This window comes from Kitasatospora sp. NPDC007106 (assembly GCF_040634455.1).
Taxonomy (GTDB): Bacteria; Actinomycetota; Actinomycetes; order Streptomycetales; family Streptomycetaceae; genus Kitasatospora; species Kitasatospora arboriphila.
In genome coordinates this window covers 39,837-51,987 of record NZ_JBEYFP010000005.1, presented here as the reverse complement: position 1 = coordinate 51,987, position 12,151 = coordinate 39,837, and the positions used below count along the sequence as shown (strand labels likewise).

Genomic DNA, 12,151 nt, shown 5'->3' with positions numbered 1-12,151 from the left:
CCCGTCGCGGGGCTTCCCGGCCGTTGCGGACCGTCTCAGGCGGACTTCTTCTGCTCCAGGGCGCCGATCGCGCGCTCCGTCACCTCGTTCACCTTGCCGAGGGCGGAGATGGTGACCAGCAGGCCCTGGTCGGCGTAGTAGCCGATGATCGGCTCCGTCTTGGAGTGGTACTCCTCCAGGCGGACCCGCACGGCCTCCTCGGTGTCGTCCGAGCGCTGGTACAGCTCGCCGCCGCACTCGTCGCAGACGTCCTCGGCCTTCGGCGGGTTGTACACCACGTGGAACACGTGGCTGCCGTCGTTGCGGCACAGCCGGCGACCGGCGATGCGCTTGACGACCTCGTCCTCGGGGACCTCCAGGTCGAGCACGCCGTTGAGGACGATGCCCTCCTCGGCGAGGATCTCGTCCAGAGCCTTGGCCTGGCCCAGGTTGCGCGGGAAGCCGTCGAGCAGGAAGCCGCCCGCGGCGTCCGGCTGCAGCATCCGGTCCTTTGCCATGCCGATGGTGACCTCGTCCGGCACCAGCCGACCCGCGTCCATGTACGCCTTGGCCTCGAGCCCCAGCGGGGTGCCCTGGCTGATGTTGGCGCGGAACAGGTCGCCAGTGGAGATGTGCGGGATGGACAGGGTCTTGGCGAGCACGTGCGCCTGAGTACCCTTCCCGGCCCCGGGAGGTCCGACGAGGACGATACGCATCAGCGGAGGAACCCTTCGTAATTGCGCTGCTGGAGCTGGCTCTCGATCTGCTTCACAGTTTCGAGTCCGACGCCGACGACGATGAGCACGCTGGTGCCGCCGAACGGGAAGTTCTGGTTCGCGTTGAAGGCAACCAGGGCGATCATCGGGATCAGCGCGATAAGGCCCAGGTAGAACGATCCCGGCCACGTGATGCGGGTGAGCACGTAGTTCAGGTACTCGGCCGTCGGTCGGCCCGCCCGGATGCCCGGGATGAACCCACCATACTTCTTCATGTTGTCCGCAACTTCTTCGGGGTTGAAGGAGATGGCCACGTAGAAGAACGCGAAGAAGACAATCAGGACGAAGTAGGTCGCCATGTAGATCGGGTGGTCACCCTTGACGAAGTGGCCACTGATCCAGTTCGCCCATCCGGACTTGCTGTTGGTGAGCTGCACCACCAGCGCGGGGATGTAGAGCAGCGACGAGGCGAAGATGACCGGGATCACACCGGCCTGGTTGACCTTGAGCGGGATGTAGGTCGAGGTGCCGCCGAAGGCGCGGCGGCCGATCATGCGCTTGGCGTACTGCACCGGGATCCGGCGCTGGGCCTGCTCGACGAAGATGACCAGGCAGACCACCACGATGCCGATCGCGATGACGCTGAAGAACTCGACCCAGCCGCCGCCGATCTTGCCGGACTGCTTGATCGCCCACATCGAGCCGGGGAAGCCGGCCGCGATGGAGGTGAAGATCAGGATCGACATGCCGTTGCCGATGCCGCGGTCGGTGATGAGCTCGCCGAGCCACATGATCACCGTGGTGCCGGCGGTCATGGTGATGACCATCACGGCCACCCGGAAGACGCTGGTGTCCGGCACGACCTCGTTGGCGACCGAGCAGCCGGAGAACAGCGCGCCGCTGGAGGCCGTCGCGACGATGCCGGTGCCCTGGAGCACGGCGAGCGCGATGGTCAGGTAGCGGGTGTACTGCGTGATCTTCGCCGTACCCGCCTGGCCCTCCTTCTTCAGCGCCTCGAGCCGCGGGATCACGACGGTGAGGAGCTGGAGGATGATGCTGGCCGTGATGTACGGCATGATGCCGAGCGCGAAGATCGTCAGCTGCAGCAGCGCATTGCCGCTGAACAGGTTCACCAGGCCGAAGATGCCACTGGACGAGGTGTCCTTGATGCACTGGTTGACGGCGACGAAGTTGACGCCCGGGATCGGGACGTGTGCGCCCAGCCGGAACAGCACCATGATGCCCAGCGTGAACAGCAGCTTCTTGCGCAGGTCGGGCGTCTGGAACGCCCGCGCGAACGCACTGAGCACGGTGCCTCCTGCGCCTCCCGCACGTTGACGGCGGGAGGGTCGGTCCTGATGGGGGGGTGTGGGGCTCTTGTCGGCTGCCGGACGACTGCACAGGCACGCCTGACCCGCAGCCTACAAGGGAACCCAACGGACTCTAACAGTGTGCGGCAACGGTCGAGAAGCGAGTCCCGGCGCCGGTACCGGCCGACCGGCCGGGATGCCCGGTTTTGGCCGGTGTTGAGCACACGTCAGATCCACGCCGACCCGGCGGGTCGACGGACGAACGGGGAAAAGCAGTGGGCCCGCACCTCCCGAGAGAGGTACGGGCCCACTTAGGTCAACGAGTTCAGAGGAGCTCGGTGACGGAGCCGCCGGCGGCGGCGATCTTCTCGGCGGCCGAGCCGGAGACGGCGTCGACCGTCACCTGCAGCGCGACCGAGACCTCGCCCTGGCCGAGGACCTTGACGAGCTCGTTCTTGCGAACGGCACCCTTGGCGACCAGGTCGGCCACGGTGACCTCGCCACCCTGCGGGTAGAGCTCGGCCAGCTTGTCCAGGTTCACGACCTGGAACTGCTTGTGGGCCGGGTTCTTGAAGCCCTTCAGCTTCGGCAGGCGCATGTGGAGCGGCATCTGGCCACCCTCGAAGCGCTGCGGAACCTGGTAACGGGCCTTGGTGCCCTTGGTACCACGACCGGCGGTCTTACCCTTGGAACCCTCACCGCGACCCACACGGGTCTTCTCGGTCTTGGCGCCGGGGGCGGGCCGCAGGTTGTGGATCTTGATCGGCGAGTCCGCCATGTCAGTCCACCTCCTCGACCGTGACGAGGTGACGAACGGTGTGGACCATGCCGCGGATCTCCGGGCGGTCCTCCTTCACCACGGTGTCGTTCAGCCGCTTGAGGCCGAGCGAACGCAGGGTGTCACGGTGGTTCTGCTTGCTACCGATGTACGACTTGGTCTGGGTGACCTTGAGGCGAGCCATCAGGCGCTCACCCCAGCCGCACGGGCCCGGAGCAGAGCAGCCGGAGCCACGTCCTCCAGGGGCAGGCCACGACGGGCGGCGATCTCCTCGGGGCGCACGAGGCCCTTCAGAGCGGCCACGGTGGCGTGCACGATGTTGATCGCGTTGTCCGAGCCGAGCGACTTCGACAGGATGTCGTGAACGCCGGCGCACTCCAGGACGGCACGCACCGGGCCACCGGCGATGACACCGGTACCGGGGGACGCCGGCTTCAGCAGCACGACGCCGGCGGCCTTCTCGCCCTGGACGGGGTGCGGGATGGTGCCCTGGATACGGGGGACCTTGAAGAAGTTCTTCTTGGCCTCCTCAACGCCCTTGGCGATGGCGGCCGGAACCTCCTTCGCCTTGCCGTAACCGACACCCACGGTGCCGTCACCGTCGCCCACCACGACCAGCGCGGTGAAGCTAAAGCGACGACCACCCTTGACAACCTTGGCGACACGGTTGATCGCGACGACGCGCTCGACGTAAGCGGTCTTCTCGACGGCGGGGGCGTTGCCCCGGTCGTCACGCTTACGGTCACGCCGCTCGCCGCCGGTGCCGCCGCCGGCGCCGCTACCGCGGCGCTGGGGTCCAGCCATTGGAATTACCTCTCTCGTTTACGTCCGTCGACAGAGTCGACGAGCGGGCTTAGAAGTCGAGCCCGGCCTCGCGGGCCGCGTCCGCCAGGGCGGCGATGCGGCCGGCGTACCGGTTGCCCGCACGGTCGAAGACGACCGTCTCGACGCCGGCGGCCTTGGCGCGCTCGGCGACCAGGCTTCCGACCTTCTTGGCCAGCTCGGTCTTGTCGCCCTCGGTGCCGCGGATGGACACGTCGAGGGTGGACGCCGACGCCAGGGTGTGACCCTTGGCGTCGTCGATGACCTGGGCGACCATGTGGCGGTTCGAGCGGGTCACGACGAGGCGCGGACGCACCTCGGTGCCGGTGACGCGCTTGCGAACGCGGATGGCGCGGCGCTTGCGGGCGGCGTTCTTGTAGGCGTTGCCCTTGCCGATCTTGACAGAGACGCTCATCGCTTACTTACCACTCTTTCCGACCTTGCGGCGGATGACCTCGCCCGCGTACTTGACGCCCTTGGCCTTGTACGGGTCGGGCTTGCGCAGCTTGCGGATCTTGGCAGCGACCTCGCCGACCTTCTGCTTGTCAGTGCCGTCCACGTGGAACTTGGTGGGCGACTCGACCACGAAGGAGATGCCCTCCGGGGCCTCGACCAGGATCGGGTGGCTGTAGCCGAGCGAGAACTCCATCGCGGAGCCCTTCGCGGCGACTCGGTAACCAACACCGCTGATCTCCAGCGACTTGCGGTAGCCCGCGGTCACGCCGGTGATCATGTTCGCCACCAGCGTCCGCGACAGGCCGTGCAGGGCCTTCGACTGACGCTCGTCGTTCGGGCGGGAGACGACCAGGGTGCCGTCCTCGCCCTTGCTGATCTCGATCGGCGCGGCGACGACGTGGGTGAGGGTGCCCTTGGGGCCCTTCACCGAGACCGCCTGGCCATCGATGGTGACGTCCACGCCGGCGGGAACCGGGATGGGCAGCCGTCCAATACGCGACATTGCTGTACCTCCGTTTCCCGAATTACCAGACGTAGGCGAGAACTTCTCCGCCTACGCCCTTCTTGGCGGCCTGCTTGTCGGTGAGGAGACCGGAGGACGTGGAGATGATCGCCACGCCCAGGCCGCCGAGCACCTTCGGCAGGTTGGTGGACTTTGCGTAAACGCGCAGACCCGGCTTGCTGATGCGCTTGATGCCGGCGATGGAGCGCTCACGGTTGGGGCCGAACTTGAGCTCGATGGTCAGCTTCTTGCCGACCTCGCCCTCGGTCGGGTCCTCAACCTTGTAGGAGGAGATGTAACCCTCCTGCTGCAGGATCTCGGCGACGTGCGCCTTGATCTTGCTCGACGGCATCACGACGGAGTCGTGGTACGCCGAGTTCGCGTTACGCAGACGAGTGAGCATGTCTGCGATCGGGTCGGTCATGGTCATGGTGGCCTCAGGCCTCTCTCGCCGTGGTTTCTCCGCGCCAGGTCCCCCTCCGCGCACTCCGGGGAGTGCGAAAGGGGCACAAGCGCAGGGGACCTGCGACGTAGTAAGACATGGGTGCGAGCCCTCACAAGAGAGCCGCGAGCACCTGTGGAGATGCCGCGGCAGGGGCCCGACCCCACCACCTTACGGGAATCCTCTCGGAAGCCCAAAAAGCGGTGGAGTCGGGCACGCTGCTTCGCAGTGGTGTGCCTAGGGCGCCTGGACTACCAGGAGCTCTTGGTCACGCCCGGCAGCTCGCCGCGGTGTGCCATCTCACGGAGGCAGACACGGCACAGGCCGAACTTGCGGTACACCGAGTGCGGACGACCGCAGCGCTGGCACCGGGTGTACGCCCGGACGCCGAACTTCGGCTTACGCTCGGCCTTTGCGATCAGGGCCTTCTTCGCCATGGCTCACGCCTCCTTGAACGGGAAGCCCAGAGCGCGCAGGAGCGCCCGGCCCTCATCGTCGGTCTGAGCGGTGGTCACGACGGTGATGTCCATACCGCGCTGACGGTCGACCTTGTCCTGGTCGATCTCGTGGAACATGACCTGCTCGGTCAGACCGAAGGTGTAGTTGCCACGGCCGTCGAACTGCTTCGGGGAGAGGCCGCGGAAGTCGCGGATGCGCGGCAGGGCCAGCGACACCAGACGGTCCACGAACTCCCACATGCGGTCACCACGGAGGGTGACGTGGGCGCCGATCGGCTGGCCCTCGCGCAGCTTGAACTGCGCGATCGACTTGCGGGCCTTGGTCACGGCCGGCTTCTGACCGGTGATCGCGGTCAGGTCCTTGATCGCGCCCTCGATCAGCTTGCTGTCACGGGCGGCCTCGCCGACACCCATGTTGACCACGACCTTGACCAGGCCGGGGATCAGCATGACGTTCTCGTACGAGAACTGCTCCTGCAGCTGGCCCTTGACCTCGGAGTTGTAACGCTCCTTGAGGCGGGGGGCCACCTTCTCAACAGTCGTCTCAGACATCAGATGTCCTCACCGGTCCGCTTGGCAACGCGGATCTTGTTGCCCTGGTCGTCGAAGCGGTAGCCGACGCGGGTGACGACCTTCTTGCCGTCCTTCTCCACGACCAGCTGGACGTTGGAGACGTGCACCGGGGCCTCGACGGTCACGATGCCGCCCTGGGTGCCCGGGCCCGGCTTGGTGTGCTTCTTGACCCGGTTGACACCCTCGACGAGGACCTTGTTCTCAGCGGGGATGGCCTGGATGACCTTGCCCTGCTTGCCCTTGTCCTTGCCGGTGATGACCTGGACCAGGTCACCCTTCTTGATCTTCATGCTGTTCGCCATGAGATTAGAGCACCTCCGGCGCCAGCGAGATGATCTTCATGAACTTCTTGTCGCGCAGCTCGCGGCCCACGGGGCCGAAGATGCGGGTACCGCGGGGGTCACCCTCGGTGTTCTTGAGGACGACGGCGGCGTTCTCGTCGAACCGGATGTAGGAACCGTCCGGACGACGGCGCTCCTTCACGGTGCGGACGATGACGCACTTGACGACGTCACCCTTCTTCACCGAACCGCCGGGGATCGCGTCCTTGACGGTGGCGACGATGACGTCCCCGATACCGGCGTAGCGGCGACCGGAGCCACCGAGAACGCGGATGCAGAGAATCTCCTTGGCACCCGTGTTGTCGGCGACACGCAGTCGCGACTCCTGCTGGATCACAGCTTTCTCCTGATCGTCAACGAGAGTCGACGGGCCGGCCGCTGCTCACACCTGCGCCCCTGCGGGGCCTGGTGCACATACGGCCGTACCTCATCGGCTTCGTTACTTGGCCTTCTCGAGGATCTCGACGACGCGCCAGCGCTTCGTCGCGGACAGCGGCCGGGTCTCCATGAGGAGGACACGGTCGCCGACACCGCACGCGTTCTGCTCGTCGTGCGCCTTCAGCTTGTTCGTACGGCGGATGACCTTGCCGTACAGCGCGTGCTTGACGCGGTCCTCGACGGCGACGACGACGGTCTTGTCCATCTTGTCGCTGACGACGAGACCCTCACGGGTCTTGCGGAAACCGCGCGTCTCGTTGGTGTTCTCAGTCATCAGGCGTTCTCCACCGTCTCGATGCCCAGCTCGCGCTCGCGCATCAGGGTGTAGATCCGCGCGATGTCCTTACGGACCAGCTTCAGCCGGCCGTGGTTGTCGAGCTGCCCGGTCGCCGCCTGGAAGCGGAGGTTGAACAGCTCCTCCTTGGCCTCACGCAGCTTGGCAACGAGGCCCTCGTTGTCCAGCTGACGAAGCTCAGCAGCCTTGGTAGCGGCCGACATCAGCTCTCACCGTCCTCGCGCCGGACGATCCGGCACTTCATCGGCAGCTTGTGCGCGGCACGGGTGAGCGCCTCGCGAGCAACCTTCTCGTTCGGGTACGACAGCTCGAACATGACCCGACCCGGGTGCACGTTCGCGATCCACCACTCCGGCGAACCCTTACCGGAACCCATGCGGGTCTCGGCCGGCTTCTTGGTGAGCGGGCGGTCCGGGTAGATGTTGATCCAGACCTTGCCGCCACGGCGGATGTGACGGGTGATCGCGATACGAGCGGACTCGATCTGACGGTTCGTCACGTAGGCCGGGGTCACGGCCTGGATGCCGAACTGGCCGAACGCCAGCTCGGTGCCGCCCTTCGAAGCGCCGCGACGCTTCGGGTGGTGCTGCTTGCGGTGCTTGACCCTACGGGGGATCAGCATGGGGGTCAGGCCTCCGTTCCGGTGTTCTCGGCAGCCGGAGCCTCGACCGCAGCGGCCGCGGGGGCCTCAGCAGCGGCGGGACGACGGCCGCGGCCACCGCGCTCGCCACCACGGCGCTCGCCACCGCGGGCGGGACGACCACCCTCGGGACGGGCCGGGCGGTTGCCCGAGCGGGCAGCGGCGTTCTCAGCGCGGACCTCGGCGATGTTCTTGACGTCGCCCTTGTAGATCCAGACCTTCACGCCGATGCGGCCGAAGGTGGTCTTGGCCTCGAAGAAGCCGTAGTCGACGTTCGCACGGAGGGTGTGCAGCGGCACGCGACCCTCGCGGTAGAACTCCGAACGGCTCATCTCGGCGCCGCCGAGACGACCGGAGCACTGGACCTTGATGCCCTTGGCGCCGGACTTCATGGTGCCCTGCATCGACTTGCGCATGGCACGGCGGAAGGAGACGCGGGAGGACAGCTGCTCCGCGACGCCCTGAGCCACGAGCTGGGCGTCCAGCTCGGGGTTCTTGACCTCGAGGATGTTCAGCTGGACCTGCTTGCCGGTCAGCTTCTCGAGGTCGCCGCGGATGCGGTCGGCCTCGGTGCCGCGCCGGCCGATGACGATGCCGGGGCGAGCGGTGTGGATGTCGACGCGGACGCGGTCGCGGGTGCGCTCGATCTCGACCTTGGAGATGCCGGCGCGCTCCATGCCCTTCGTCATCATGCGACGAATGGCGACGTCTTCCTTGACGTAGTCCTTGTACAGCTTGTCGGCGTACCAGCGGGACTTGAAGTCCGTGCTGATGCCGAGGCGGAACCCGTGCGGGTTAACCTTCTGGCCCATTACCGGGTCCCTTCCTTGCTGCTGACGACCACGGTGATGTGGCTGGTCCGCTTGCGGATCCGGTAGGCACGGCCCTGGGCGCGCGGACGGAACCGCTTCAGGGTCGGGCCCTCGTCAACGTACGCCTCGGAGATGTAGAGGTCGTCCACGTTGGAGTGGTTGTAGTTGTGCGCGGCGTTGGCGATGGCGCTGTCGAGCACCTTGCCGACCGGCACGGTGGCTGCCTGCGGAGCGAAACGCAGGACGGCCTGGGCCTCCGTGGCCGGAAGGCCGCGGATGAGGTCCACCACGCGGCGGGCCTTCATGGGCGTGACGCGGATGTACCGCGCCTGGGCCCTGGCTTCCATGGTTGTCCCCTTAATGGAGTAAGTCACTTAAGTCTGTCTGGCGCTGAGCTCAAGCCCGCGGAGCGACTAGCGACGCTTCGACTTGCGGTCTTCCTTCACGTGCCCCTTGAAGGTGCGCGTGGGAGCGAACTCGCCGAGCTTGTGGCCGACCATCGACTCGGTGACGAACACCGGGACGTGCTTACGGCCATCGTGAACCGCGATCGTGTGGCCGAGCATGGCCGGGGAGATCACGGAACGACGGGACCAGGTCTTGATGACGTTCTGCGTGCCCGCCTCGTTCTGCACGTCCACCTTCTTCTGAAGGTGGTCGTCGATGAAGGGGCCCTTCTTGAGACTGCGCGGCATCTGACCTGCTCCTAGCGCTTCTTGTTGGTCTTGCGGCGGCGCACGATGAGCTTGTCCGACGCCTTGTTCGGGCGACGGGTACGGCCCTCGGGCTTGCCCCACGGCGAGACCGGGTGGCGACCACCGGAGGTCTTACCCTCACCACCACCGTGCGGGTGGTCGATCGGGTTCATGGCGACACCACGCACGGTCGGGCGGACGCCCTTCCAGCGCATACGGCCGGCCTTGCCCCAGTTGATGTTCGACTGCTCGGCGTTGCCGACCTCGCCGACGGTCGCGCGGCAGCGCGCGTCAACCAGACGGATCTCACCGGAGGGCATGCGCAGGTGCGCCATGCGGCCCTCACGGGCGAGCAGCTGGATGCCGGAACCGGCGGAGCGGGCCATCTTGGCACCGCCACCGGGACGCAGCTCCACCGCGTGGATGGTGGTACCGACCGGGATGTTGCGCAGCGGCAGGTTGTTGCCCGGCTTGATGTCGGCCCCGGGGCCGTTCTCGATCCGGTCACCCTGCGCGACGCCGCGGGGGGCGATGATGTAGCGCTTCTCGCCGTCCGCGTAGTGCAGGAGCGCGATGCGCGCGGTGCGGTTGGGGTCGTACTCGATGTGAGCGACCTTGGCCGGCACGCCGTCCTTGTCGTGACGACGGAAGTCGATCACGCGGTAGGCGCGCTTGTGACCGCCACCCTGGTGGCGGGCGGTGACACGACCGGCGTTGTTACGGCCGCCCTTGCTGTGCAGCGGGCGAACCAGCGACTTCTCCGGCGTGGACCGCGTGATTTCGACGAAGTCGGCCACGCTGGAGCCGCGGCGGCCCGGCGTAGTCGGCTTGTACTTGCGGATACCCATTTTCGTCCTCGTCCTTAACGACGATCACGTTCTCCGTCAGGCGGAGACCGGACCACCGAAGATGTCGATGCGGTTGCCCTCGGCCAGCGTCACGATGGCGCGCTTGGTGTCCTTGCGCTTGCCAAAGCCCGTCTTGGAGCGCTTGCGCTTGCCCTGACGGTTGAGCGTGTTGACGGCCTCGACCTTGACCGAGAAGACCGCCTCGACGGCCTGCTTGATCTGGGTCTTGTTGGCGTCCGGCGACACGACGAACGTGTACTTGTTCTCGTCGAGGAGCGAGTAGCTCTTCTCGGAGATGACCGGCTTGACCAGGACGTCACGGGGGTCCGTGTACGTCTTGCTCGTGATCTCGGCAGCCATCAGGCGGCGCTCCCTTCGAGCTCGCCCTCAGCAGCAACGGCCTTGGCGGACGCGACCGGACCGGCCACGAAACGCTCGAAGGCTGCCTGGGTGAAGACCACGTCGTCGGAGACGAGCACGTCGTAGGTGTTCAGCTGGCCGGCGTCCAGGATGTGCACGTTCGGCAGGTTGCGAGCGGACTTGAGGCCCAGCTCGTCCTCGCGCTCGACGACCAGGAGGACGTTCTTGCGCTCGGAGATCTTGCCGAACAGGCTCTTGGCGGCCTTGGTCGACGGCGCATCGGTCGCGGTCACCGCGGTGATCACGTGGATGCGCTCGTGGCGGGCCCGGTCGGTGAGCGCACCGCGGAGGGCGGCGGCGATCATCTTCTTCGGGGTCCGCTGCGAGTAGTCGCGCGGCACGGGACCGTGCACGACGCCACCGCCGGCGAACTGCGGCGCACGGGTCGAGCCCTGACGGGCGCGGCCGGTGCCCTTCTGGCGGTACGGCTTCTTGCCGCCACCACGGACCTCGCCGCGGCGCTTCACCTTGTGCGTGCCCTGGCGGGCAGCGGCGAGCTGCGCGACGACGACCTGGTGCATCAGCGGGATGCTGACCTTGGCGTCGAAGATCTCGGCGGGCAGCTCGAGGCTGCCGGCCTTGTCGCCGGCCGGCGACAGGATGTCAATGGTGGTCATATCCTTCACAGCCCCTTCGCCGCGGTGCGGACGAGGACGAGGCCGCCGTTCGGGCCCGGGACGGCGCCCTTGATGAGGAGCAGGCCCTTCTCCGCGTCGACCGCGTGCACGGTCAGGTTCTGGGTGGTCACACGCTCGTGGCCCATCCGACCCGCCATGCGCAGGCCCTTGAACACGCGGCCCGGGGTGGCGCAGCCACCGATGGAACCGGGCGAGCGGTGCTTGCGCTGGGTGCCGTGACCGGCGCCGAGGCCCTTGAAGTTGTGACGCTTCATGACACCGGCGAAGCCCTTGCCCTTGGAGGTGCCGGTCACGTCGACCTTGACACCCGCCTCGAACAGCTCGGCGGTGATCTCCTGGCCCAGGGTGTACTCGGACGCGTCCGAGGTACGCAGCTCGACCAGGTGGCGGCGCGGGGTGACACCGGCCTTGGCGAAGTGACCCGCGAGGGGCTTGTTCACCTTGCGGGGGTCGATCTCGCCGAAGCCGATCTGGACGGCGTCGTAGCCGGCCGGGCTGTCGGCGGTGTGGACCTGGGTCACGACATTCGGCCCAGCCTTGACGACGGTCACCGGAACGATCCGGTTGTTCTCGTCCCAGACCTGGGTCATGCCGAGCTTCTCGCCCAGGATGCCCTTAATCTGCTTAGCCATCTTCGGTGTGCCTCTCAGAGCTTGATCTCGATGTCGACACCGGCCGGCAGGTCGAGACGCATGAGCGAGTCAACCGTCTTCGGCGTGGGGTCGAGGATGTCGATCAGACGCTTGTGAGTACGCATCTCGAAGTGCTCGCGCGAGTCCTTGTACTTGTGCGGCGAGCGGATGACGCAGTACACGTTCTTCTCAGTGGGCAGCGGCACCGGGCCCGCGACCTGCGCACCAGTACGGATCACCGTCTCGACGATCTTCTTCGCCGAGGAGTCGATGACCTCGTGGTCGTAGGCCTTGAGCCGGATGCGGATCTTCTGTCCCGCCATGGCTACTCAGTAGTCCTTCTGTGGTCTGTTGCT

Annotated in this window: 23 protein-coding genes; all 23 read right to left on the bottom strand. The window is 66.7% G+C overall.

The annotated features are described in order from the left end of the window. Positions 1 to 35: 35 nt before the first annotated feature. The 23 genes from ABZ641_RS01390 to rpsJ all read right to left on the bottom strand — a co-directional run bounded on the left by ABZ641_RS01390 (position 36) and on the right by rpsJ (position 12,118). Complete coding sequence (locus tag ABZ641_RS01390) at positions 36 to 695, bottom strand: adenylate kinase (protein ID WP_344621480.1); 660 nt, start codon at positions 693 to 695, stop codon at positions 36 to 38. Next, entirely contained in the window at positions 695 to 2,005 is a 1,311-nt protein-coding gene (gene secY / locus ABZ641_RS01385; protein ID WP_344621479.1) for a preprotein translocase subunit SecY, read from the bottom strand. Before secY ends, ABZ641_RS01390 begins: the two co-directional genes overlap by 1 nt. 325 nt (positions 2,006 to 2,330) lie before the next feature. Beyond that, positions 2,331 to 2,783, bottom strand: coding sequence for a 50S ribosomal protein L15 (gene rplO / locus ABZ641_RS01380; RefSeq protein WP_095874457.1), 453 nt, complete (start codon positions 2,781 to 2,783; stop codon positions 2,331 to 2,333). A 1-nt stretch (position 2,784) separates the two neighbouring features. Further along, positions 2,785 to 2,967, bottom strand: a complete 183-nt coding sequence (rpmD, locus tag ABZ641_RS01375) for a 50S ribosomal protein L30 (RefSeq protein ID WP_014136270.1) — start codon at positions 2,965 to 2,967, stop codon at positions 2,785 to 2,787. Further along, positions 2,967 to 3,587, bottom strand: a complete 621-nt coding sequence (gene rpsE / locus ABZ641_RS01370; protein WP_263104954.1) for a 30S ribosomal protein S5 — start codon at positions 3,585 to 3,587, stop codon at positions 2,967 to 2,969. The genes rpmD and rpsE overlap by 1 nt, the downstream gene beginning before the upstream one ends. A 49-nt stretch (positions 3,588 to 3,636) precedes the next feature. After that, positions 3,637 to 4,020 carry a 50S ribosomal protein L18 gene (gene rplR / locus ABZ641_RS01365; protein WP_030263465.1) on the bottom strand — a complete coding sequence of 128 codons (384 nt, stop codon included), beginning with the start codon at positions 4,018 to 4,020 and terminating at the stop codon, positions 3,637 to 3,639. A gap of 3 nt (positions 4,021 to 4,023) precedes the next feature. Continuing rightward, positions 4,024 to 4,563 carry a 50S ribosomal protein L6 gene (gene rplF / locus ABZ641_RS01360; protein ID WP_344621478.1) on the bottom strand — a complete coding sequence of 180 codons (540 nt, stop codon included), beginning with the start codon at positions 4,561 to 4,563 and terminating at the stop codon, positions 4,024 to 4,026. A gap of 22 nt (positions 4,564 to 4,585) precedes the next feature. Further along, entirely contained in the window at positions 4,586 to 4,993 is a 408-nt protein-coding gene (gene rpsH, locus ABZ641_RS01355; RefSeq protein WP_030263474.1) for a 30S ribosomal protein S8, read from the bottom strand. Positions 4,994 to 5,256: 263 nt separating this feature from the next. Continuing rightward, positions 5,257 to 5,442: a type Z 30S ribosomal protein S14 gene (locus ABZ641_RS01350; protein WP_030263476.1), complete on the bottom strand. Its 186-nt coding sequence runs from the start codon at positions 5,440 to 5,442 to the stop codon at positions 5,257 to 5,259. Positions 5,443 to 5,445: 3 nt separating this feature from the next. Further along, on the bottom strand, positions 5,446 to 6,015 hold the full coding sequence (gene rplE / locus ABZ641_RS01345; protein WP_030263480.1) for a 50S ribosomal protein L5: 570 nt from the start codon (positions 6,013 to 6,015) through the stop codon (positions 5,446 to 5,448). Continuing rightward, positions 6,015 to 6,326 (bottom strand): 50S ribosomal protein L24, encoded by a 312-nt coding sequence (gene rplX / locus ABZ641_RS01340; RefSeq protein WP_033214113.1) that lies wholly within the window; start codon positions 6,324 to 6,326, stop codon positions 6,015 to 6,017. The genes rplE and rplX overlap by 1 nt, the downstream gene beginning before the upstream one ends. 16 nt (positions 6,327 to 6,342) lie before the next feature. Further along, entirely contained in the window at positions 6,343 to 6,714 is a 372-nt protein-coding gene (gene rplN, locus ABZ641_RS01335) for a 50S ribosomal protein L14 (RefSeq protein ID WP_145790774.1), read from the bottom strand. 102 nt (positions 6,715 to 6,816) lie between these two features. Then, positions 6,817 to 7,089: a 30S ribosomal protein S17 gene (rpsQ, locus tag ABZ641_RS01330; RefSeq protein ID WP_014136278.1), complete on the bottom strand. Its 273-nt coding sequence runs from the start codon at positions 7,087 to 7,089 to the stop codon at positions 6,817 to 6,819. Further along, positions 7,089 to 7,313, bottom strand: coding sequence for a 50S ribosomal protein L29 (gene rpmC / locus ABZ641_RS01325; protein WP_030263491.1), 225 nt, complete (start codon positions 7,311 to 7,313; stop codon positions 7,089 to 7,091). Before rpmC ends, rpsQ begins: the two co-directional genes overlap by 1 nt. After that, on the bottom strand, positions 7,313 to 7,732 hold the full coding sequence (rplP, locus tag ABZ641_RS01320; RefSeq protein WP_030300385.1) for a 50S ribosomal protein L16: 420 nt from the start codon (positions 7,730 to 7,732) through the stop codon (positions 7,313 to 7,315). The genes rpmC and rplP overlap by 1 nt, the downstream gene beginning before the upstream one ends. Positions 7,733 to 7,737: 5 nt before the next feature. Continuing rightward, positions 7,738 to 8,562, bottom strand: coding sequence for a 30S ribosomal protein S3 (rpsC, locus tag ABZ641_RS01315; protein ID WP_030280775.1), 825 nt, complete (start codon positions 8,560 to 8,562; stop codon positions 7,738 to 7,740). Next, positions 8,562 to 8,909, bottom strand: a complete 348-nt coding sequence (gene rplV, locus ABZ641_RS01310; RefSeq protein WP_095874452.1) for a 50S ribosomal protein L22 — start codon at positions 8,907 to 8,909, stop codon at positions 8,562 to 8,564. The genes rpsC and rplV overlap by 1 nt, the downstream gene beginning before the upstream one ends. A 66-nt stretch (positions 8,910 to 8,975) precedes the next feature. Beyond that, positions 8,976 to 9,257 carry a 30S ribosomal protein S19 gene (gene rpsS, locus ABZ641_RS01305; RefSeq protein WP_014136283.1) on the bottom strand — a complete coding sequence of 94 codons (282 nt, stop codon included), beginning with the start codon at positions 9,255 to 9,257 and terminating at the stop codon, positions 8,976 to 8,978. Positions 9,258 to 9,268: 11 nt separating this feature from the next. Continuing rightward, positions 9,269 to 10,105, bottom strand: coding sequence for a 50S ribosomal protein L2 (rplB, locus tag ABZ641_RS01300; protein WP_030263511.1), 837 nt, complete (start codon positions 10,103 to 10,105; stop codon positions 9,269 to 9,271). 36 nt (positions 10,106 to 10,141) lie between these two features. Next, positions 10,142 to 10,468: a 50S ribosomal protein L23 gene (rplW, locus tag ABZ641_RS01295; RefSeq protein WP_199922862.1), complete on the bottom strand. Its 327-nt coding sequence runs from the start codon at positions 10,466 to 10,468 to the stop codon at positions 10,142 to 10,144. Then, positions 10,465 to 11,142, bottom strand: a complete 678-nt coding sequence (gene rplD, locus ABZ641_RS01290) for a 50S ribosomal protein L4 (protein ID WP_344621476.1) — start codon at positions 11,140 to 11,142, stop codon at positions 10,465 to 10,467. The genes rplW and rplD overlap by 4 nt, the downstream gene beginning before the upstream one ends. 5 nt (positions 11,143 to 11,147) lie before the next feature. Continuing rightward, the gene (gene rplC, locus ABZ641_RS01285; protein WP_030263524.1) at positions 11,148 to 11,795 is read right to left on the bottom strand and encodes a 50S ribosomal protein L3; all 648 of its coding nucleotides are present in this window, start codon (positions 11,793 to 11,795) and stop codon (positions 11,148 to 11,150) included. Between the two features lie 14 nt (positions 11,796 to 11,809). After that, positions 11,810 to 12,118, bottom strand: coding sequence for a 30S ribosomal protein S10 (gene rpsJ, locus ABZ641_RS01280; protein WP_012785157.1), 309 nt, complete (start codon positions 12,116 to 12,118; stop codon positions 11,810 to 11,812). Positions 12,119 to 12,151: the final 33 nt, after the last annotated feature.

What these genes read in the sequence shown, in the direction of transcription:
- rpsQ (WP_014136278.1), bottom strand. Translation starts at nt 7,089, where the DNA reads ATGACTGAGAACACCAACGAGACGCGCGGTTTCCGCAAGACCCGTGAG.
- rpsE (WP_263104954.1), bottom strand. Translation starts at nt 3,587, where the DNA reads ATGGCTGGACCCCAGCGCCGCGGTAGCGGCGCCGGCGGCGGCACCGGC.
- rpsH (WP_030263474.1), bottom strand. Translation starts at nt 4,993, where the DNA reads ATGACCATGACCGACCCGATCGCAGACATGCTCACTCGTCTGCGTAAC.
- rplV (WP_095874452.1), bottom strand. Translation starts at nt 8,909, where the DNA reads ATGGAAGCCAGGGCCCAGGCGCGGTACATCCGCGTCACGCCCATGAAG.
- rplF (WP_344621478.1), bottom strand. Translation starts at nt 4,563, where the DNA reads ATGTCGCGTATTGGACGGCTGCCCATCCCGGTTCCCGCCGGCGTGGAC.
- rplO (WP_095874457.1), bottom strand. Translation starts at nt 2,783, where the DNA reads ATGGCGGACTCGCCGATCAAGATCCACAACCTGCGGCCCGCCCCCGGC.
- rpsJ (WP_012785157.1), bottom strand. Translation starts at nt 12,118, where the DNA reads ATGGCGGGACAGAAGATCCGCATCCGGCTCAAGGCCTACGACCACGAG.
- rpmD (WP_014136270.1), bottom strand. Translation starts at nt 2,967, where the DNA reads ATGGCTCGCCTCAAGGTCACCCAGACCAAGTCGTACATCGGTAGCAAG.
- rplX (WP_033214113.1), bottom strand. Translation starts at nt 6,326, where the DNA reads ATGAAGATCAAGAAGGGTGACCTGGTCCAGGTCATCACCGGCAAGGAC.
- rpmC (WP_030263491.1), bottom strand. Translation starts at nt 7,313, where the DNA reads ATGTCGGCCGCTACCAAGGCTGCTGAGCTTCGTCAGCTGGACAACGAG.
- rpsC (WP_030280775.1), bottom strand. Translation starts at nt 8,562, where the DNA reads ATGGGCCAGAAGGTTAACCCGCACGGGTTCCGCCTCGGCATCAGCACG.
- rpsS (WP_014136283.1), bottom strand. Translation starts at nt 9,257, where the DNA reads ATGCCGCGCAGTCTCAAGAAGGGCCCCTTCATCGACGACCACCTTCAG.
- rplD (WP_344621476.1), bottom strand. Translation starts at nt 11,142, where the DNA reads ATGACCACCATTGACATCCTGTCGCCGGCCGGCGACAAGGCCGGCAGC.
- rplE (WP_030263480.1), bottom strand. Translation starts at nt 6,015, where the DNA reads ATGTCTGAGACGACTGTTGAGAAGGTGGCCCCCCGCCTCAAGGAGCGT.
- ABZ641_RS01390 (WP_344621480.1), bottom strand. Translation starts at nt 695, where the DNA reads ATGCGTATCGTCCTCGTCGGACCTCCCGGGGCCGGGAAGGGTACTCAG.
- rplB (WP_030263511.1), bottom strand. Translation starts at nt 10,105, where the DNA reads ATGGGTATCCGCAAGTACAAGCCGACTACGCCGGGCCGCCGCGGCTCC.
- rplC (WP_030263524.1), bottom strand. Translation starts at nt 11,795, where the DNA reads ATGGCTAAGCAGATTAAGGGCATCCTGGGCGAGAAGCTCGGCATGACC.
- ABZ641_RS01350 (WP_030263476.1), bottom strand. Translation starts at nt 5,442, where the DNA reads ATGGCGAAGAAGGCCCTGATCGCAAAGGCCGAGCGTAAGCCGAAGTTC.
- rplP (WP_030300385.1), bottom strand. Translation starts at nt 7,732, where the DNA reads ATGCTGATCCCCCGTAGGGTCAAGCACCGCAAGCAGCACCACCCGAAG.
- rplR (WP_030263465.1), bottom strand. Translation starts at nt 4,020, where the DNA reads ATGAGCGTCTCTGTCAAGATCGGCAAGGGCAACGCCTACAAGAACGCC.